This is a genomic window from Ignavibacteria bacterium, assembly GCA_013177855.1.
In the GTDB taxonomy this organism is placed as follows: Bacteria; Bacteroidota; Ignavibacteria; order Ch128b; family Ch128b; genus Ch128b.
In genome coordinates this window covers 2,077,732-2,099,914 of sequence record JABLYA010000001.1, presented here as the reverse complement: position 1 = coordinate 2,099,914, position 22,183 = coordinate 2,077,732, and the positions used below count along the sequence as shown (strand labels likewise).

General features: G+C 32.7%; 14 protein-coding genes. 10 read left to right on the top strand and 4 right to left on the bottom strand.

Features of this window, described 5'->3' with window-relative positions:
• Positions 1-70 precede the first annotated feature (70 nt).
• Together dsbD and HPY57_08765 are read right to left on the bottom strand one after the other, a co-directional pair.
• A complete protein-coding gene (dsbD, locus tag HPY57_08770; GenBank protein ID NPV11867.1) occupies positions 71-1,792 on the bottom strand; it encodes a protein-disulfide reductase DsbD in 1,722 nt (573 codons plus the stop codon).
• Positions 1,789-3,423, bottom strand: a complete 1,635-nt coding sequence (locus HPY57_08765) for an NAD+ synthase (protein NPV11866.1) — start codon at positions 3,421-3,423, stop codon at positions 1,789-1,791. The genes dsbD and HPY57_08765 overlap by 4 nt, the downstream gene beginning before the upstream one ends.
• A gap of 54 nt (positions 3,424-3,477) precedes the next feature.
• Here HPY57_08765 and HPY57_08760 point away from each other — a divergent pair, with 54 nt between their 5' ends.
• Positions 3,478-6,159 (top strand): M6 family metalloprotease domain-containing protein, encoded by a 2,682-nt coding sequence (locus tag HPY57_08760; GenBank protein ID NPV11865.1) that lies wholly within the window; start codon positions 3,478-3,480, stop codon positions 6,157-6,159.
• Positions 6,160-6,263: 104 nt separating this feature from the next.
• Here HPY57_08760 and HPY57_08755 read toward each other — a convergent pair whose 3' ends face one another.
• Complete coding sequence (locus HPY57_08755; GenBank protein ID NPV11864.1) at positions 6,264-8,414, bottom strand: S46 family peptidase; 2,151 nt, start codon at positions 8,412-8,414, stop codon at positions 6,264-6,266.
• A 67-nt stretch (positions 8,415-8,481) separates the two neighbouring features.
• Positions 8,482-9,315 (bottom strand): ABC transporter substrate-binding protein, encoded by an 834-nt coding sequence (locus tag HPY57_08750; protein ID NPV11863.1) that lies wholly within the window; start codon positions 9,313-9,315, stop codon positions 8,482-8,484.
• A gap of 126 nt (positions 9,316-9,441) precedes the next feature.
• Here HPY57_08750 and aroF point away from each other — a divergent pair, with 126 nt between their 5' ends.
• From aroF to HPY57_08705, 9 genes are all read left to right on the top strand, one after another.
• Positions 9,442-10,452, top strand: coding sequence for a 3-deoxy-7-phosphoheptulonate synthase (aroF, locus tag HPY57_08745; GenBank protein ID NPV11862.1), 1,011 nt, complete (start codon positions 9,442-9,444; stop codon positions 10,450-10,452).
• 3 nt (positions 10,453-10,455) lie between these two features.
• Positions 10,456-11,538: a 3-dehydroquinate synthase gene (aroB, locus tag HPY57_08740; protein NPV11861.1), complete on the top strand. Its 1,083-nt coding sequence runs from the start codon at positions 10,456-10,458 to the stop codon at positions 11,536-11,538.
• A gap of 3 nt (positions 11,539-11,541) precedes the next feature.
• Entirely contained in the window at positions 11,542-13,008 is a 1,467-nt protein-coding gene (locus HPY57_08735; GenBank protein NPV11860.1) for a type I 3-dehydroquinate dehydratase, read from the top strand.
• Positions 13,009-13,011: 3 nt separating this feature from the next.
• Positions 13,012-14,250, top strand: coding sequence for a 3-phosphoshikimate 1-carboxyvinyltransferase (gene aroA, locus HPY57_08730; protein NPV11859.1), 1,239 nt, complete (start codon positions 13,012-13,014; stop codon positions 14,248-14,250).
• The gene (locus HPY57_08725; protein ID NPV11858.1) at positions 14,247-14,753 is read left to right on the top strand and encodes a shikimate kinase; all 507 of its coding nucleotides are present in this window, start codon (positions 14,247-14,249) and stop codon (positions 14,751-14,753) included. Before aroA ends, HPY57_08725 begins: the two co-directional genes overlap by 4 nt.
• Before the next feature lie 53 nt (positions 14,754-14,806).
• The gene (locus HPY57_08720) at positions 14,807-17,386 is read left to right on the top strand and encodes a hypothetical protein (GenBank protein NPV11857.1); all 2,580 of its coding nucleotides are present in this window, start codon (positions 14,807-14,809) and stop codon (positions 17,384-17,386) included.
• Positions 17,387-17,954: 568 nt separating this feature from the next.
• On the top strand, positions 17,955-19,328 hold the full coding sequence (locus HPY57_08715; protein ID NPV11856.1) for a helix-turn-helix domain-containing protein: 1,374 nt from the start codon (positions 17,955-17,957) through the stop codon (positions 19,326-19,328).
• Between the two features lie 338 nt (positions 19,329-19,666).
• Entirely contained in the window at positions 19,667-20,002 is a 336-nt protein-coding gene (locus HPY57_08710; protein ID NPV11855.1) for a hypothetical protein, read from the top strand.
• Positions 19,975-22,101: a T9SS type A sorting domain-containing protein gene (locus HPY57_08705; GenBank protein ID NPV11854.1), complete on the top strand. Its 2,127-nt coding sequence runs from the start codon at positions 19,975-19,977 to the stop codon at positions 22,099-22,101. The genes HPY57_08710 and HPY57_08705 overlap by 28 nt, the downstream gene beginning before the upstream one ends.
• Positions 22,102-22,183 lie beyond the last annotated feature (82 nt).

The following is a 22,183-nucleotide window of genomic DNA, read 5'->3' as shown; positions in this document are numbered from 1 at the left end:
ATTTTTCATTTACAAAGCTAACGAGATTATAAAGTATTTTCAATGTAAGTTCTTTCCATGTAAAAATTTTTCACTCTATTTCTTTCATAATTTTTAAGAATTCTTCAGCATTTACAAAAGAAGTAATTCTTTTTGCTTCGTTGCCATTTGAATCAAATAAAATTACAGTGGGAACACCAACAATAGAATATTTCTTCATTGCAAGTTGAGTTTGTTCGCTTCCAGTCGAAGTTAAATCAACTTTGTATCGTCTAAATCTTTTTGCTTCTTCAATTACATTTTTATCTGTAAAAGTCATTGCATCAAGCTCTTTGCATGGTACACACCAATCAGCATAAAAATCAATTATAACTGGCTGTCCGTTTCCTAAATTAATTTGTTCGACCCTGACTTTCTCCCATTCAATAGATTCTTTTTCAGATGGAATTAAGAGCCATAAACCAATTAGAGCAATCACCACAAGAATTGCACTTTTAATGTAAGAAAATGTTTTAAGATTATTCCCTGTTTTATCAAATACAAGAAGATAAACTGAACTTAAGATCATAAAAGATGGAAGAATGTATCCTCTGAAAGTTTCAGGCAAAAGTGGAAGCAAGAAATAAATTGCCATTCCAATCAATACAAATCCAAAAATTTTCTTTACAGAGATCATCCATTCGCCGCTTCTTGGCAGTGATTTAATCTTTCCTGAAAATACAGCAAGGAAAATGTAAGGGAAGCCGAGCCCGAGTGCTAAAACAAAGAAAATAAAGAAACCAAATAATGGATCACCCTTTGCACCAACGAATGTAAGCAATCCAACAACAAAAGGTCCAATGCAAGGGGCTGCAACAATTCCCATCGTTAATCCCATAAATAAAGAACCAAAATATCCTGAACGAGCTTCACCAAATTTAGCCATCCACGATGCTGGCAATTGAAATTCATATAAACCAAACATACTCAACGATAAAGCAACCAACACCAAAGCAATTCCAATTAATACAAATGGATTTTGAAGTAAAGAACCAAACAAACTTCCACTTAAAGCTGTAACGACTCCAATGATAGAGTATGTAATTGCCATTCCAGTTACATAGACAAGAGCAAGAGCAAACAATCTGGATGTTTTACTTTCGCTTTGTCCTCCAAAATAACCAAGTGTAATGGGGATTAAAGGATATACACAAGGTGTCAAGTTAAGTGCAAGTCCACCTAAAAAAACCAATATAAATGAAAGTAAAAGATTTCCTTCATCAAACAAAGAACTTTCTTTTTTATCTTCAGCTTTCTTTTCAAATGCTGCAAAGTTGAAATTTGAATTTTTCGCTTCTTGAGAAGAATTGGAGACTACACCAATTTCAACTAAAACTTTTTCTTTATCCGGCGGCAGACAGGTTTGATTATTACAGGCTTGATAAGAAAACTCAATTTCAAATTTGTAATTTCCTTCTTTCAAATTCTCGGGAATTCGGATAATCAGTGGAATTTCAAATTCTCCTTCGAACACTGAAACAGGAACATCGGAAAAATCAAATTTAAGTTCCTTTGCTTTCGGGAAAATTTTCTGTGAGATTAAAAAACCTTCAGCGGAATTAATTGAAACATCACTTGGGATTAAATAATCTTCATTTGGCTTATTTGAGTTAATATGCCATTCAGGATCAATCTTAACTTTGAGTATCAAGTAAAGATTTTCACCCGATTTAATTTTTGTGTGACTTTTGCTTGCTTCAATGGTTAATACTTTTTGTGAGTAAACTGAAGTTGTTAGTAAAAGCGAAACAATTAAATAAATTATTTTTTTCATCTCCACCTCTGAACTATTGGAAATCTTCTTCCAGGACCAAATGCCTTGTTGGTCACTTTTAGTCCTGGAGCTGCTTGTTTTCTTTTATACTCTGCGTGATCGACCATTTTTAAAACCCTTCTCACGAGCTCTCGATCAAAACCTGCTTCAACAATCTCATCTTCTTCTTTTGCCTCTTCAATGTATAAGTAAAGAATTTTATCAAGAACATCGTAAGGAGGTAAAGTATCCTGATCAGTTTGATTTGGTCGAAGCTCGGCAGAAGGAACTTTGTTTATAATTTCAATTGGAATAATTTCTCTGTCACGATTTATAAAGTGAGCAATTTCATAAACTCTTGTCTTGTAAACATCCGAAATTGGTGCAAGTCCGCCGCACATATCACCATAAAGAGTTGCATAACCTGTTGCGAGCTCGGACTTATTACCAGTTGCAAGAAGTAAATAACCAAATTTATTTGACAAAGCCATTAATAAAACACCGCGAATTCTTGATTGTAAATTTTCTTCTGTAATATCCTCAGGCAAATCATCAAATTCTTTTTTAAGACTTTTTTTGAATTCTTCAAACAAATTTTGAATCGGGATAATTGTACTCTTTACACCAATATTTTGAATTAACTTTTGCGAGTGAGTAATACTTCCTTCCGAAGAATATTGTGAAGGCATCATAACACACAAAACATTTTCAGGTCCGAGAGCTTCTGTTGCAAGAACCGCTACAAGTGCTGAATCAATTCCACCACTTAACCCCAAAACCACTTTCTGAAAACCTGTCTTATTACAATAGTCTTTGATTCCCAAAATTAAAGCATTATAAATTTCTTCTGCATCAGAAGTGAAATTATAATGAATTGGTTCATATTCAATTTCAGTATCGAAAAGAACAGAACTTTCTTCAAAACGATTAGATGCAAGAATTAAATTGCCGTTTCTATCAAAGACTTTTGCACCGCCGTCAAAAATTAAATCAGTATTTGCACCAACTTGATTTACATATAGAACTGTCTTTTTATGTTTTCTAGCAATTTGAGAAAACATTTCCGTTCGAATTTTTTCTTTTCCAATGCTGAATGGACTTGCGGATATGTTGATAATAAAATCAGCACCTAATCTTACATTTTCTTCCACAGGATCAAATTCATACAATCTGTGCATCCAGAAATCTTTATCATTCCAGGCATCTTCGCAAATTGTTATTCCAAACTTTTCCCCTTTGTATTCAAGCAAGTGAATATCTTTCGATGGTTCAAAATATCTTACTTCATCAAACACATCGTAATTAGGCAGAAGTGATTTTTTATGAATTGATTTAATTTTTCCATCAATACAAACAACAGCAGAATTAAAAAGATTTGTCCCGATTTCATCTTCAAATCGAGTGACGCTGCCAAAAATTACAACAATGTTTTTTGAATGTTCAGCGATTTTCTCATGATAAGAAATTACTTCATCCACAAATGATTTTTTATCAAGCAAATCAAGCGGCGGATAACCAATTAATGCAAGCTCAGGAAAAATTACCAGATCTGAACCTGCATCTTCTGCTTGCTTGATATTTAATAAAATTTTTTGAAAGTTAAATTTTAGATAACCAATTGTAGGATTTATACTTGCTAATGTAATTTTCATATTTCAAAAATACTTAATGGTAAAAGCTAATCAAAAACAAATGGAGAACTCATAATGAAACATTTCACAAAAATTTTTCTGTTCTTTCTTTTCACTTCTTATCTTTTAGCAGTCGAATCACCTAAACCGGGCTTAAAAATGCCAGATCATGTGAAGAGATTTTTTGAAGAAGTTCAAAAGAGTTATAGTGAAGGGTATTACGCGAAAAAGTTTGAAGAGAGAAGAATTCTTAGAGAAAAAGTAAATGCTGGACTTCTTCCCAAATCTGCTTTAGTTTCCGATACTGTTTTTGCTCTAACTTTACTCGGCAGATATGCTGATTCAAATCCGAGATACTCAAGGGAGCAATTTCAACAAAAACTTTTTGATGGACCAAATCCAACTGGAACAATCACGGATTATTACCGAGAAATTTCTTATCAACAGCTTTATTTCTCAGGTTATTGTACAAATTGGTACCAAGTTCCTGGTACAATGGCTTCCTATGTTGGCAGTGATAATGGACTTTCTGCCAATGGTGGTCCAAGATTTACTCTAGATTTAATTAAAGCTGCCGACTCAACATTGGACTTTTCTAAATTTATTCAATATTACGACAATCAAGGTAATCCTAGAATTGGGTTTGTTGCAGTTGTTCATACAGGCGCAGGAGCTGAAGCAGGTGCTCAAAATATCTGGTCTCATCGCTGGAATTTCAGAATGCTAACTAATGGGCAGCCATATCGCACAAATGATATTGATTCTGTTTCAGGGAAATATGTTTTAATTGATGGTGATTATGCAATTCAGCCAGAGCTTGAAGGAAATAATAATCAAATAGGTGATTTAGTAGAAATTGGTGTTTTTACACATGAATTTGGTCACATTTTTGGTCTGCCTGATTTATATGATACAGACAATTCTTCAGAAGGATTGGGTAATTGGTGTTTAATGGCGGGCGGAAGCTGGGGTGGAAACGGAAATACGCCTGAGATACCTGTTCATATGAGCGTTTGGTGTAAAAAACAACTTGGCTGGATTAATGTGATTGATATTGGCGGATATAATCCAAATATGGTAATTCCAAATGTTGAACAAAACCCAATTGCTTATAGAATGTGGAGAATGGGACCAATTGGTCAAGAATATTTCTTGGTTGAAAATAGACAAAAAATTGGCTTTGATAAAAATCTTTACATCGGCGGCTTATTGATTTATCATGTTGATGATGCAAAAACCAATAATCGTGATGAAAATCATTATAAAGTTGGATTAGTTCAAGCTGATGGATTGTGGGACTTAAATCGCGGCAGAAATCGCGGCGATGCAGGTGACCCTTACCCAGGCTCAACAAACAACACTCGCTTCGATGCTGCTTCAAATCCAAACAGTAACGATTACAACAATCAAGCAACTTATGTGTCTGTTAGAAATATTCGAGTTAGTGGACTTGATATGATTGCAACTCTTGATATTGGTACTCAACCTTATGTAATTGCAAAAGATGTATCGCTTTTGGAAGCATCACCAATTAAAAACGGTCGACTTGAACCTGGAGAATTGGCTACGGCAACATTAAAACTTAAAAATGTCGAACAAATTTCTTCAAACTCAACTCAAATCACTCTTTTTGCCGATGCGAATGACTTGCAATTTCTAAATAACTCCAAAACTATTTCTCTTAACGGTCTTGAAGAAGTCAATATTTCTCTGGATAGTTTATTACTCGTCTCACCAAATTTTGAAAGTCGATACATTTATCTCAAATACAATGTAGTTTCAGGCGGGAATCAATTTTCCGACAGTATCAAAGTTTTAATTGGAATTCCTAAAATTCTTATCTACTCCAGAGCAGAGAAACCAGCATTAAGTTCATATTACTTTGATGCCTTGAATTCTCTAAACAAAAAATTTGAATTTGTAGAAAACGACACGCCCAGATACTTTTACGGCAGAGATATTATGATTGTATATACTGGAAAAAATAAAGATACTTTGTTTGAAAATTCATTTATTGATTCATTAAAGACATTCTTAAACAACGGCGGAAGATTGTTTATCAGCGGACAGAATTTTGCGGAATATCTCAATACCGCTAATCAAGATTTCTTACACAATTATCTTGGTATTAACTACATTAAAAATGCATCGATCTTTGCAAATAAGATTTATGGCAAATCAGGAGATTTGTTTGGAAAAGATATCTCTCAACTTAGAATTAATGGAACAGAAGGCGCAGCAAATGAAACAAGTATAGATATAATTGAAAGTCGCGGCGATTTTAATGTTTCCCTTGCCTTTAAAACAGACGGCAGTGATGCAACTGGCGGATGGAAAACTTATCAATCAGGTGCAAAATTATTTTATCTCGGATTTGGATTTGAAAGTATAAATGATAGTCTTTCGACAATTAAAAGAAATCAATTATTCGCCAAAGTTTATAACTGGTTTATGGGCACAACTTCAACTCCGCTGGATAATGAATTAAATCCAAAAGATTTTGCGCTATATCAGAATTATCCAAATCCATTTAATGCAACGACTAATATTAGTTTCTATCTTCCATCAAAATCCAATGTTAGAATTCAACTTTACAATTCTCTGGGTGAATTGGTGAAAACAATTCTTAATAATGAACTCGAAGCTGGCAATCATATAGTCAGACTTGAAGCGAATAATTTATCAAGTGGAGTTTATATCTATTCTCTTGAAACAGGGAATAAAATTTTATCAAGGAAAATGATTCTGATGAAGTAAGTGAGTTGATTCCACTCTAAAAATTTTTCAAAATTTTTTATAAATAAAAAAGGTCATCTGAGGAAAACCTCGGATGACCTTTTAAGTTTTAAACTTCGAAATGACTATTCTACAATCTTACCATTAAGTAATTCTTTTACAATTCTTGTCGCTTTGTAAATATCTTCAAGTGCTTCTGTAATTCCTGCAGTGTGAACAGCAACTGTTCTATTCTTTGTATCATCAAAAATGAAATTACCTGGCAAGCTTTCAATGTTTCCATCGAATGCAAGTCCAACGACTTCAAGATTTTTATTAACAAGCGGGCTTCCAGAGTTTCCGCCAATAATATCAGCAGTTGAAACAAAGTTTAATGGTGTGGATAAATCAAATTCAGCTGGTGGATTTTTCCATCTCTCTGGCAAATCCCAATCTTGATAGCCTTTGAATGAATAATATCTATCATACATTCCATAATAAGTTGTAATCGGTGGAGCAATTGTTCCGTTATACTCATAACCTTTTACAACACCGTCAGAAATTCTCAATGTAAATGTTGCATCTGGCGGAAGTGAAGTTCCATAAACATCATAAATTGCATTTCCGAGCAGCTGAACCTTTGCCTGCTCTTTTTGCTGAATGTCTTGATATTTCTTTGTCAAATCATCGGCTAATTTCTTTGTATCGAGAACAAATTTTATAAACGGATCATTTGATTTAAGAATTTCATCAGGATTATCAAGCAAACGATTGACTTCGTCTTTATTGAAAACAATCGTTGAATTGTTAAGACGATTTGCTGCATCTTGTGGAGATTGACCTGCAAGTAAATCGTTTAATGCTTTGAGTTCATTTCCAAATGCTTTTTTCAAATCATCTAACTGGAATGCAAGCATTGCAAGTTGGATTTCGAGATCAATATCTTTGGGAAGAAATCTTGCTTTTGTGTTTGCCAGAACAGAGTCTTTAAATCTCGCTCCTCTTTTCTCATCTGGAAGTTTTACTTGTTCAGCAAACTCAACTAGATCAGAAGCAACTTGAAAATACAAAGATTTTCCCGATCGCGCTCTTAAATTCAATGCATTAACTTTTCGAATGTATTTTGCTTTTTCTTTTTGAAACTCAGCAAGTTCATCCCAGATATTTCCATATTTCTTTTTCAATTCTGGATTTGAATTAATTGTATTTCTGAAATTTTGTTCGAAATCAATTTTCTTTGACATTAAGTAAGGATCTTTCAATCCACCATGATAGCCAGTGATTGCCTTAAGTGAATTTGAAAAACCAAAAAGCATTGATTGATATTGTAATTTCTTATCAGGATGTTTTTGCAAGTAGTTAGAATAAATGTCAACCAGACCTTTTAATAGATCAAGTTGAAAAGGATATGCATAATCCCTTAAGAAATTTAATTGTGAGATTGTATAAAGTCTGTTTGTTCTTCCTGGGTTACCAATCACAAAAATCAATTCGCCTTCTTTCACACCTTCTTTGTTCCATTTGAAATAATTTTTTGTTTTGAGTGGCTTTCCATTTTCATAAACTCGATAGAAAGCAAAATCGACATCGTATCTTGGATAAGTGAAATTGTCATAGTCACCACCGTAATAAGCGACTTGAGTCTCTGGAGCAAAAACTAAACGAACATCAGTATACCTTTTATATCCGTACATTGAATATTTACCGCCATTAAAGAAAGTAACAACATTGCAGATTAAACCAGTTTTATTTGAATATTCTTTTTCAAGCTCTCGAATCTTTTCTTGTCTCTTTTGGACTTTTTCTTCATCAGTTTTTCCTGATTCAAATGCTGCCTTAACTTGATCAGTTACATCTTCAATTAACATCAGCTGATCAATGTAAAGATTTGGGACTTTTCTTTCCTCTTCGAGAGTTTGAGCAAAGAAACCATTCTCAGGAAGATTTTCCCCTTCTCTATTAACCTGATCAAGAGCGCCCCTTACGCAGTGATGATTTGTCATCACAAGTCCATCTTCAGATACGAACGATGCAGAACATCCCGGCAATCTCAAAGCAGCAAGTCTTGCGTTATCGAACCATTCCTGTGATGGACTGAAATTATATTGACTCTCGAAATATTTAATTGGCGGGAAATCGAATGTCCACATCTTACCATTATCATAAGTGCCAGCTTTCACATTCTCATAACCAGGTTGTTTTTGATATAAAGCATCTTTTGAACTTGAACAACCAGCGAGAATGGATATTGAGACAAAAAGAATCAGAAGAAGATTGATAGAGTTTCTCTTATTCATTTTACTCTCCATTTGGTTTGTTGATATTTTTGGTTGATATAAAAATTCAGCAAAAAGATTGAAAGTTCTAAACAAGAAACACTTCAACTTTTTCGGGAATTAATTTTTTCTGATAAGCTTTATAGAAAAGTAATTGCAGAGCTTTTTCTCCATCTTGTCCCATATCAATTGTAAGTTCATTCACATACATTCTTATAAACTTCTCACCAAGTTCAAAACTCAAACCTCTGCCAAATCTAAGTGCGTAATTGACGGCATCATTTAAATTTTTATATCCGTACTCAATTGACTCTCTAAGTTTTTGGGAAATCTTTTTAGCCATTTCAAGTCCAAGATCTTTTCGAACTACATCAAGTCCAAGTGGAAGAGGTAAATTAGTTTCTTTCTGCCATAATTCACCGAAATCTAAAATTTTCTTAAAACCAAGCTGTTCATAAGTAATTTGTCCTTCATGAATAACTACACCAGCATCAACCTCACCATTTCCCACAGCATTCATAATTTCATCAAATGGCATTGCAACCGGCAAAAAATCTTCAAGATAAATTTTCGCAAGCAAGGTAGCTGTTGTATAATCACCAGGATGAGCTATTTTTTTATTTTTCAAATCCTGAAGTGAATAATTTTCTTTACTAATTAATATTGGTCCATAACCAATCCCCATACTTGCACCAGTTCTCATAATGTAATATTTATCCTGAACATACGGATAAACATGAGCTGAAATAGCGGTTACTTCCAGCTCACCTTTCATAGCTCGAACATTTAGTGATTGAATATCTTCAAGAATATGTTCGATCTCATAATCATCAATTTGAACATAGTCGAAAGCTAATCCATAAAACATAAATGCGTCATCAGGATCAGGACTGTGACCAACTCGTAAAATTTTTTTCTCCATATTAACCTGTCTTTAATTTTGAATTTAATCTTAATAATTTTCGAAAAATCTAAAATGAATTGATTAATTTTTTAATCAATTAACTTTACAAATATAAAAGTAATTGAAATTAAATAGGTAAACGATATGATTATTGTTATGACTAAAGATGCTCAGCATAATGAGATTGAAAATGTTTTGATGATCATTCAAAAACTAGGACTAGAGTTCTCAATTCTTAAAAATGAAAACAACACAGTTATACTTACTCAGCCAAGTTATGATATTAATTCAGAATTGTTCAAAGCTCTTCCAAAAGTAGAATATGTTGTTACTGTAAACGAAGATTACAAACTTGTTTATAAAAACATCAACAATTTAGAGACAAAAATCAAAGTTGGCGATGTTTTAATCGGCGGTAACGAATTGGTAATGATTGCTGGACCTTGCTCAATAGAATCAAAAGAACAACTTTTTAAGATTGCATTACATTTGAAAAATTCGGGCGTCAGAATAATTCGTGCGGGAGCTTTTAAGTTTAGAACGAGTCCTTACTCATTTCAAGGCTTGGGATATCAAGGGCTTGAACTTTTAAGAGAATTAAAAGAAGAGACTGGATTGTTGATAATTTCAGAAATTTTAGATCACCACGATTTACCTGCATTTGAGAAAGTTGTTGATATCCTTCAAATTGGTGCAAGGAATATGCACAATATCAATTTGTTAAAAGCTGTTGGAGAATCTGATAAACCTGTTCTGCTCAAGCGTAATTTCTCTGCAACATTAAAAGAATTTTTATTCAGTGCTGAATACATTTTAATGGGCGGAAATAAAAATGTAATTCTCTGCGAAAGAGGAATTCGAACTTTTTCTGATTACACAAGAAATACTTTAGATATAAGCATTGTTCCTGCAATCAAGCAAAGAAGTCATCTGCCTGTAATTGTCGATCCAAGTCATGCAACTGGTAAAAGAGATTTGATAATTCCCGTCAGTCTTGCGGCAATAGCAGCTGGTGCAGATGGATTAATGATTGAAGTTCATCACACTCCGGAACTTGCTTACTCAGATTCAGAGCAGGCAATTCGCCTCGAACAATTTAATGATCTAATAAATCGAGCTAAAAAGGTTGCTGAAGCAGTCGGAAGAAAATTGTAGTTTATGAATATCACTCTCCCAATCAAAATCAGAAAAAACTTTTCTTACGAAATTCGAACAGGTAAGGGAATTTTTAATAACCTGAAAAACTTTATTGAAAAGAATTTGCATCCAGATAAAATTATTATCATCACCGATGAAAATGTTTTTCAATTTTACGAGCGAAAGATTAATGCTGAATTAATCGTTAATTCAAATAATTTCCACATCCTTAAAATTCCCGCAGGAGAAGAAAGCAAATCACAGAAAGTTCGTGATGAACTTGAAAATGAAATCATAAGTCTTAAACCATCGAGAGAAACAGTTCTTGTTGCAATTGGCGGTGGAGTAGTTGGAGATATAACTGGATTTTTAGCTTCGATAATTTTAAGAGGAATAAGATATGTTCAGGTTCCAACTTCAGTAATTGCACAGGTTGATAGTGCAATTGGTGGTAAAACAGGAATCAATACTAAGCACTCAAAAAATTTAATTGGTACATTTCATCATCCTTCTTTGGTTCTTGTCGATATAGAATTTCTTAAAACTCTGCCCGATGAAGAGTTTTTCAATGGAGTAGCCGAGATTTTAAAATCAATGCTAATTGCCTCAAAAGAGGGATTCGAATTCCTTGAAAATAATCTTGACAAATTGATGTTGAGAGACGAAAAAGTCATAAAAAGATTAATAGAAGAATCAATAAAAGTAAAAGTAAATGTCGTGAAGAAAGATCCTGACGAAAAAAACTTAAGAAAAATTTTAAACTTCGGTCATACTATTGGACACGCAATTGAATCTCTAAGCGGTTACAAACTAAAACACGGATTTGCAGTTGTGGAAGGAATTATTGTTGAGAGTTATCTTTCATTCCTTGTAAATGGATTAAGTGAAGTAGATTTATTTAGAATTCAATATATTGTCGATAAATTAAAGCTCGATAAATACGAAAGAAGAAAGTATAATTTCGAAAAAGTTTTTGAGAAAATGAGCTACGATAAAAAAAGAGTAAATAATCAAATTACTTTTTCTTTATTGAGCAAAATTGGAAAGTGCGATTACAATGTTATTGTCAAAGAAGAATTAGTTGAACTTGCTTATAATCATTAATTTATGATAGTCTTATCTTACCAGCCAAAAACTTATCGTGAATTTAGAAAAGCATTGAAATATGGTCTCGAGCACAAAGCTGACTTGATCGAGGTTCGTGGTGAGAAATTAAATGAAAAAGAATTGAATAAAATTTTATCCGATAAATCACTTCCAAAAATTTTTACTTATCGCATTAATCAATTCTCTTACTCAAAAATTAAAGACGCATCGAAAAAATATCGTATTGCCCTAAAACAAAATGTTGAATTCATTGATGTCGATATAAATTTAGGAAAATCATTCATTAACAAACTCAAAAAGGAAATTATAAACACTAAATTTATTCTCTCCTATCACAATTACGAGAAAACTCCAAAGCTCAAGTATTTGATTCAAATTTTTGATTATATGAGAAAAATCTCGGCTGATTACTACAAGATTGTTACATTTGCAAATTCTGTCATCGACAACTATTTCATTCTAAAATTGCTTGAAATTGCAGACAGAAAAAATATTCGATTGATCTCACACTGTATGGGTGAATATGGGAAAGCAGGCAGATTTTTAGCTTACAAAAATGGTTCGAGCTTTTTTTATGTATCCTTCAATTCAAATAAACAAACCGCTGAAGGACAGATTCCTCTTGAAAACTTGAATAAAATTTTTAAGATAAGACAGCTTTATCCTTCCACAAGGATTTATGGAATTATTGGGAATCCATTAAAACAAAGTAAAAGCTGGTTGTTTCATAATTTTGGTTTCAATCTTACAGGCTCAAATGCAATTTATCTTAATTTCCCAATAACCGATTTAGATGAATTCATACATTATTTCAAAACTTACATTCGAGGACTGAGCATTACAATTCCATATAAAGAAGAAATCTTAAATATTCCAAACATTTCGTCAAAGATTATAAAAGAAATCGGTTCAGCAAACACGGCTATCTTCAAAGAGTCTAAACCAATTTTATTTAATACAGATTATCTCGGATTTAAAGAGATTGTTAAAAAAGAAAAGCTTTTACAGAACTCAAAGATTTTGGTAATTGGTGCCGGCGGATCAGCAAGAACTGTAATTTATACATTAAAGAAATTTAAAAACGAAATTTTTGTTGTTAACCGAACATTTAATCGAGCAGAGAATCTGGCAAACGAAATGGAAGTTACAGCAATTAATCCACGAAAAAAGTTTGATATAGATTTTGATGTTTTAATAAACACAACTCCTGGCAATAATCTATTTCTCTTAAATCTTTTCAAAAAGATCACCAGTATTAAAAAACCAAAATTAGTCGTTGATCTTGATCTGAATTTCAAAGAATCCAGATTATTAGCTATGTGCAAAACAAATAAAATAAAAACAATAAATGGATTCGAATTTTTTATTAATCAGGCTATTCATCAATTCAAAATTTTTACAGGTAAAAGTATTTCATTGAGAAAAGTAAAAAAGTTTGTTTTGGAGAATTACGAAAAGCAGTTTTAGGATATGTTTGTTTTCACTCCCCCGCCGTCTAAAAGTCACACTAATCGAGCATTAATTTTAGCCGCTCTGACAGATGGGATCTCGATCATCAAAAACCACGCTGTTTGCGAAGATACTATTTACATGATTAGAGCCTTAAAAAAGCTCGGTGTAAAATTTGAAGAAAAAGAAAATGAATTAATTGTTCACGGAACCGGTGCAAAATTCAATAAAAAGAAAGTTACACTCTTTTGTGGAAATGCAGGAACAACCTTCCGATTTTTAACTGCCCTTTCAATCTTCAATGATGGCGAAGTAATTCTCACTGGTTCAAAAAGAATGTTGGAAAGACCAATCGGTGATCTTGTTGATGCTCTAAAGCAACTTGATGTAAAAGTTGAATCGAACAATGGTTATCCTCCAGTTAAAATTTATGGAGGCAGTTTTAAGTCAACACAAATCAAAATAAATGCAAAAAAAAGCAGCCAATTTCTTTCTGCTCTTTTGTTAATTATGCCTGTTTTGGGAAAAGATTTTATAATTAATCTTGAAGGAGTTCTTCCTTCACTGCCTTATGTAAAAATGACAATTCAAACATTGAAAGACTTCGGCACAAAAATCTATCACGAAAATTTCCAAAGGTTTTATCTCAAAGAAAACTTGAAACTGAAATCAGCAAAAATTATTATTGAAAGCGATGCATCATCAGCTACATATTTTTTAGGTTCTGCAGCAGTTTTAAGAAAAAGTATAAAAGTAAATGGACTTAATAAAAAATCCACACAAGCTGATATTAAATTTATTCACGTATTACAGAAAATGGGTTGTAAAGTTGAATGGGGAAAAAACTTTGTTAGGCTTTCTGGGAAAAAATTAAAAGGAATCTCAGTTGATATGAACGATGCACCTGATTCAGTTCCAGCTCTTGCAGTTGTCTCACTATTTGCAGAAGGCAAAACTTTAATAAGAAATATTGAAAATTTGAGATACAAAGAATCTGATCGAATTCAAGCACTTGCAAATGAGTTATCAAAGCTTGGAGCGATTGTCAGAACTGGTGACGATTTTTTAGAAATTAATCCAATCAAAAACTATAAACCTGCTGTAATCAAAACTTATAATGATCATCGAATTGCAATGTCTTTTGCAATTGCTCAGCTGAAAATTCCTGAAATACAAATCAAAAATCCTGAGTGTGTAAAAAAATCATTCCCAAATTTCTGGAAAGAGTTCAACAAAATGAGAGTAAGTTACAAACTATGAATATTGTTCTAATCGGATTTCGCGGTGCTGGCAAAACAGCCCTTGCAAAAATTTTATCAGAAAAATTAAATATGCAGCTTTTTAGTATCGATAAGATGATTGAAGAAAAAGAAGGTAAACGCATCAGAGAAATTGTTGCCGAAAAAGGCTGGCAATATTTCCGCGAATTGGAAACTCAAATTATTGAACAACTTGCAGATGTAGAGAATTCAATTATTGATACCGGCGGAGGTGTAGTAGAAAATCCCACCAACATTGATAATCTCAAAAAAAACGGTTACATAATTTATGTTCAGGCATCATTAAAAGATATTAAGCAAAGAATTCTCAATGATCCTGATAGACCAAAGCTAAATCCTACCTTAGATGTAGAGGATGATCTAACTGTCACTTACAATCGCCGAATTCCTCTTTATGAAGAATATTCAGACTTTAAAGTTAACTCTTCAACTACATCACTTGAAAAATGTGCTGATCAAATAATTGAATATCTCGGCTTATAATGAATTTACAATTAAAAGTCTGGTAAATTTTAAAACTTAAATCGAGGTGACTTATGAAAAAATTTTTACTTCTTATCACTCTTTTTTTCTTTCAAACCTCATATTCACAACTAAAATCACCAGAGGAATTTCTGGGATTTCAAGTCGGGGCAGATTATAAAGTCGCTAACTATGAAACAATACAAAAATATTTCAAACATCTCGCTGAAAATTCAAATATGATTGTCTATGAAGAGATCGGTAAGACAGTTCAAAAGCGGGATATGTTTATGGCAATCATAAGCACGGAAGAAAATATTAAAAATCTTGAAAAGTTTAGAGAAATTTCACGCAAACTTGCCGATCCAAGAAAATTAACTGATGAAGATGCCAGACTTTTAGCAAAAGAAGGTAAAATTGTTGTCCTCGTAACTTGCAATATTCACTCAACTGAAATTGCATCGGCTCAGATGTCAATGGAACTTGCTTATAAACTCATAACCAAAACTGCATCAGAAAAAACCAACAAAGCACTAAACGATGTAATCTTTCTACTAATGCCTTCAATTAACCCTGACGGTTTGGATATGGTTGTTGACTGGTACAATAAATATTTAGGAACCGAATATGAAGGAAGTCCAATGCCCTGGTTATATCATGTTTACGCGGGACACGATAACAACCGCGACTGGTTTATGTTTAATCTTCCTGAAACAAGAAATGTAATTGAAATCGCATACAGAAAATGGATTCCTCAAATCTGGCTCGATGAACATCAAATGGGCAGTAATGGTGCAAGATTATTTTTAGTTCCTTACAAAGATCCTATCAATCCGAATGTTCATCCATTTTTGTGGAGATGGCAGAAAGTAATTGGTGGAATTACCGCACTTGAACTTGAAAAACAAGGCTATAATGGAATTATTGATCAAGCAATCTTTGAAGCCTGGTGGCAAGGACCTGCAAGTGATTGCGGTTTATGGCATAATCAAATCTCACTTCTCTCAGAAATGGCAAGCTGCAACATTGCAAGCCCGGTTTACATTGATCCTTCAGAGATTAAAGCTACCCCAGAAATTACGACTTATGATATCAGAACAAATTATCCAAATCCCTGGCGAGGAGGCTGGTGGAGATTAAGAGATATTGTTAATTATGAACTTGCTCTAACTTACAGTCTGATTGAAATTGCTTCGCAATTCAAAGAAGATATTCTTTATGATTTTTACTTAATGGGCAAAGACGCGGTTGAAAAAGGTTTGAAGGGAAATCCATTTGCCTTCATTATTCCAAGAGATCAAAATGACCCTGTAACAGTTTCGAAAATGATTGATGTTCTTCAGTTTGGTGGTGTTGAAGTTCATTTCATTGACAAAGAATTTAAGATCGATAATGTAATTTATCCTGCTAATAGTTATGTAATTTATTTAGCTCAACCAAATGGTCGTTATGTTAAGGATTTATTTGAAGAACAATTTTATCCCGATTTAAGAAAATCTAAAAAAGAATCTCCAATTCAGCCTTATGATGTTGCTGGTTGGACTTTACCATACCTGATGGGAGTTAAATTTTACACAATCAATGAACCATTTAATTTAGAAACTAAATTACTTTCTTCTCCAAATTATCCTGTAGGCAAAGTTACTGGTATAAATGGGAAATATTTTATCGCTCAAGCTGGACCAAATGTTAATTCAACTTTAATTAATAAACTTCAAAAAGAAAAAATTCCTGTTTACTGGTTAATCGAATCAATTCAAGCAAATGATAAAACTTATCGTGAAGGTTCCGTCGTTTTTCCAATTGATGCAAAGTCAATTTCGCTTGCGAAAAAAACTGCCGAGGATTTACATCTCACCATTGATGCAATTGAAAACATTGATCAGAATAAAATGAAGCAACTAAAAAAAGTTCGTGTTGGTCTTTACAAACCTTATACTGCAAATATGGATGAAGGCTGGACAAGATTGCTCTTAGAAAATTTTGAATTTGATTTTGTAACTATGGAAAACAAAGACTTCAAACAAAAAAGACTCAAAGATCGGTTCGATGTAATAATAATTCCAGATATGAGCGGTGATTTAATTAAAGAAGGGAGATTCACTGGTGAGATGGCTCGATTTAATCGGCCTAAACCGCCAGAATATGATAGCGGAATTGGCAGAGTTGGAGTAGAAAACCTAAAAACATTCGTTGAGAAAGATGGAGGTTGTGTTATAACGATTGGTGAAGCGTGTAACTTTGCTATTGAAGATTTAGGATTAAGAGTTACAAATGTTTTGAAAAATATAAAGAGTGATGAGTTTTTCTGTCCTGGTTCGCTTCTTAGAATTTTAGTTGACAACAAAAATCCCATCGGTTATGGTTTTGAAGATGAAGTAATCGGTTATGTTAGTCAAAGCATAGCTTTTGCAACTTCAACACCATTCGGACAATTTGATAGAAGCATAGTTGCCCGATATCCAACAAAAGATATTTTCAAATCCGGTTTCTTACTTGGGGAAGATTACCTCTACAATCGTGCTGCGATTGTCAATGTGAAACAGAAAAAAGGAAATGTAATTTTACTTGGCTTCAAAGTTCAAAACAGACACCAAACATTTGGAACCTTTAAATTTTTATTCAATGCAATTCATTCAGCTGGACTGGAGTAAGAGTGAAAAATTTGGATAAGAGATGGATTAAAACTTGGTTGAAACTTAAACAATTGAACTTTTAAATTTTCTTGAAAAACTAAGTTAACATTCAGTTTTTTGATTACTTAAGATGAAATGAGTGAAATCAAAAAAGTAGAGTATGTAATTATTAATAGCTAAAGATATTAGAATGTTTTTGATGATTAGACTATAAAAAGGATACTTTACTAAATTCTCTTGTTGACAATTAAAATATTTATTAGTAATTACACATTAAAAATTTTAATTACATAAATTTAATTTGTTAAAAATTTAAAAGGGTGCATTAAAAACTGATAGAAGCTAAGATTTAGGTGAAAAATAAAACTTGCGTATATAGTGTAAGAAAATTACTATTTGTCTTTAACGAAAGTCGGTGAAAATATCTATTTCATTATGCGATTTATAATTCACCAGAAACAATTCTTATGATTCTATTTTCTAAAGTAGTGATGGTTGAGTTTTTACTTTTGATCAACCACTTTATTTAAGAGTTGGACGAAATTTATAAATTAATTTGTCTCATCAAGGAAAATTATTTAAAATAATGATGAGATTTATTATCAGTCTAATATTTTTTACTATTCTAATACCTTCATTATGTTTTACACAGCAGGATCCTTCATTTATTGAAATTCCATATAAAAACATTGAAGTGAAATTAGATGGAATTTTAGATGAATGGGATAAAAAATTTGATTTCTTTTTTGAAGATACACTAAAATCTTTACACTCCCCTCCAGGAATAAACATTTCAAAAGTCTATCCAGCCAATTTTGATTTCTCACTAATAAAGACACCACTTTCAAAAAACAGAGTTTATATTAAGTGGTTCTGGAACTATACTAATTTATGTTTTGCATTTGTTGTCTATGATAAACATCTTAATGCTCAAGCAATTAATGAAACTAATAAGCCCCATCATCACTTTAATGATGGAATAGAAATTTATATTGATTCTAAAAATGACAGCAAGAATAGAATGGATATTAATGATTATCAATTTATAATTGATCTACTAAATAATGTTGATATTTTTCGTGGTGAAAGAAAATTTTTTCAATCAGATACTTTTGCGGTACCAAAAGACTACGGTCAGAATATTCTAATTAAAAATTTTTCTAAAGTTTATGGGACAATAAATGATTCAACCGACATTGATGAATATTATGTTATCGAAGTTGTTATTCCTTTCACATCCTTAGGTATTGAACCAAAAACCGGCATGAAAATGAAATTTGATCTCTGCTGTAATGATGTAGATTTTCCATTGAACCAAGCAATTATAAATGATTATGCATCTACTAACACCTGGCCATTTAGTTGGTCGGGGTATAGTGATTTCGGCTATCCCCAGTATTGGAAAAATGGTCAACTTGTTGGTGAACCAGGATTTTTAGAAGAAATAAACCAAAGATTAAGTTCAAAATGGTTAATTCTTTATACAATTACACTTCTTATTTCTCTTGTATTTATAATAATCTTATTAATAAAGTTCAATAAATTAAGAAGACTGCCTCGAAAAGACGAGATATTACAAAGTTCATTTATTTTTTCAACTGGAGTTTACGACAAAGAGCTTTCATTCAATCAAAAAATATTACAAAAAGCTAAAGATTTTATAATATTAAATAAAGACAAACAAGTTACTTCCGAAGAAGTTGCGAAAAATATTGGTATCTCATTGAGAACTTTTCAGAGATTAGTAAGAGAAGAACTAAATTGTACGCCTACTAATTTTATTACAATAATAAAGCTAAATCTTGCTGCAGATTATCTTTCAAAGAAAATCGGTAATGTCACTGATGCGGCTTATGAATTCGGTTTTTCAAATCCTTCCTATTTTTCCAAACAATTCCACAAACATTTTGGAATATCTCCCTCTGAATTTATGAAGAAAAACGACAAAAGTATGAACTAAAATACCAGTTCTGTTTTAGTTCTTTACTTTTTAAGTTTTTGTCGTCCATTTAAATGCATCATCCAATTTCACCAATTTATTTTTGCAAAAAAATAGGAAAAAGGATTGCTAACATATTTAGTAGGAATTTTATGTCTAATAATCATTTTCGTTTTAGCCATAGTTTTTCAGAGTGGTATCTCATGGATATTAGGAGTATTTCTAATAATTACAATTTTATTTATCAGGATTAATCTTGTGGAGATAACTAGAAAATCAGAACAGTTACTTGTTTTAATCTTAATAACGATAACCATAATAACTGTAATTGTAATTGCTTCATAATGGAGGTGATTAATATGAAACATTATACATTAAAATCAACTTTTTTATTGTATGTTTTTACTTTGACTTTTTCAATTTTCACTCTGGCAGGTAGAACATCATTGGCTCAGAGTGTTATTCTTGTTGATTATGGATCCTCTCCATCAGAAAACATCTACGGCTTAGAAGGATGGAATGTGGTCTTAAAAAGTTCCAATCAAGTGTATTCAAATTTAGGTCCCGCAGGGCTTCAGACTAATTCCAATTGTAGTGAATTCTCAGATTATCGAGGTATTAGTGGATCGCGTAGAAATTTTCGTTATGGAGAAAGAATTGTAGTCACATGGTACAACACATCAAACCAGAAATAAGATTTATTCCAAGAATAAGTTTTAATGATCCAGATGAACCAGATACAGGAATTACAGGAACCTGGTTTACAATGCGTGACTTTACAAATTTTAGAAGGGCAATGATAACAATTGAACCTTTATCTTCTGCTAAATCAGTTTTTAATATATTCAGAACAGGAATAAACGCGGCTGCTGGGAACCATTCTCTCGTTAATATTAATCTTCACATAGAATGGGGCGAACAAAATGAGCTAAAACAATATTTGATTTGTGATAAGATTGAATTAATGACAGATGCCGATACGCTGCCCCCTCAAAAACCAACAAATCTTACCTATCAATTATTATCTGATTCTCGAGTTAAGCTAAACTGGGATATAGGTGTTGATAATGTTGGCGTGACCGATTATTTCATTTATTTAGATAACAAGATTGAAGGTTATTCACGTACAAATTCATTTACTGTATCTTTTTTAGAACCTTCCAAGCAATATACCTTTACAATAACAGCTTTAGATCAAATTAGAAATGAAAGTCAAAAATCTGACCCTGTTACTATTACAACACTGCCATTTCAAGGTAGAAACGATTTAATAAGACCAACTGATTTTATCTATTTAGGTGCATTCAAATTTCCAAGTGGGTGGGAATTTGGCGGTGATGCATTAGCATACAATCCACAAGGAGATGGAGGTCAGAGTGGTAGCGGCTCAATTGATGGATATCCCGGTTCTTTATTTTCTAATAATATTGATCAACCTGCATTCTGTTATGTGGCAGAAATAAATATTCCCGCACCGATTATATCAACAACACATAATCCAGACGAGTTAAACACAGCAATAAATCTTCAACCATTTACTAATATAAGACCGAATAGCATAAATAATTGGACCGATGTAGATGTTTGGAGACTGGGGTTAGCGTATCTTTCACCACGTGGATTACAGCCTTCCCCGAAACTTTATCACTCCTGGGGATATCATTTTCAACTTGGAGAATCAAAATCGGCATCGCTCTGTTGGTGCAATCCTTCAAATTTAGCAGATACAAATTCCTATGGAGGTCCCTGGTATATTGGGTTGAGCAATAGTCCTCCTTACGATCCAGCATTAAATGATTATATTTTTTCAGTTCCACAAATCTGGGCAGACAGCTTCACTTCAGGGAGAGCGTTAATTATTGGCAGAGCCAGACAAGGTGGAATAAGTGGTTTAGGTCCTACATTGTATGCAATTTCTCCTTGGAATTTAGGTAATCCTCCACCAATTTTTACTGAGCTGAATTTTTCAAAATTACTTGAATATGGTTCAGTTTATAATGCAACAGATACAACATATCCAAATTCAATTCTTAATTACAATCTTGCTGATGACTGGAAAGGAGCTGATTGGCTTTCAATAAATAATAAATCAGCGGTAATGATTATTGGCAGGAAGGGACTCGGCGATCATTGGTATGGATTTCAGGGCGAAAGTACTCCATTATCCTGGATTGAGTTCAATATTCCATTCCCGGATTTTTATCCAACTGATCCCGATGGCAAAGGACATAGAGCGAATCATTATACTCCTATGATAATTCTTTACGATCCAGTTCAACTTGCTGCTGTCGCTTCCGGATCAATTAATAGCTATGAACCTCAACCTTATGCTGCTCTACGATTGGATACTTTAATTTTTTATGGAAGGTCAAAGATTATTAAAAGCGCATCATTCGATCCCTTTAACAAAATTCTTTATGCAGTAGAAGCAGATGCTTTACAAGAAGGTGATAATTTAATTCATGTATGGAAACTTCAAGACTCACAGACAGAAGTGAAGGAAAGTAATTTAATCCCCGATGAGTTTATACTTTACCAGAATTTTCCTAATCCATTCAATCCGAGAACAAAAATTAAATGGCAATCACCAGTAAGCGGCAGACATACCCTAAAAGTCTTTGATATTTTAGGAAACGAAATTTATACATTAATTGATGAATATAAACCGGCAGGAATATACGAGGTTGAATTTCAGTCATCCACAGACCAGTATCAGTTAACAAGTGGTGTTTATTTCTATAAACTCACAGTAGGTAAGTATGTCAAGGCAAATAAAATGTTATTTATCAAGTAAGATGACAGAAATGATAAATCGAATAAATAGATTTTAGAATTAACAAAATTAAAATCAATGGATAATACAAAACCAGAAAAAG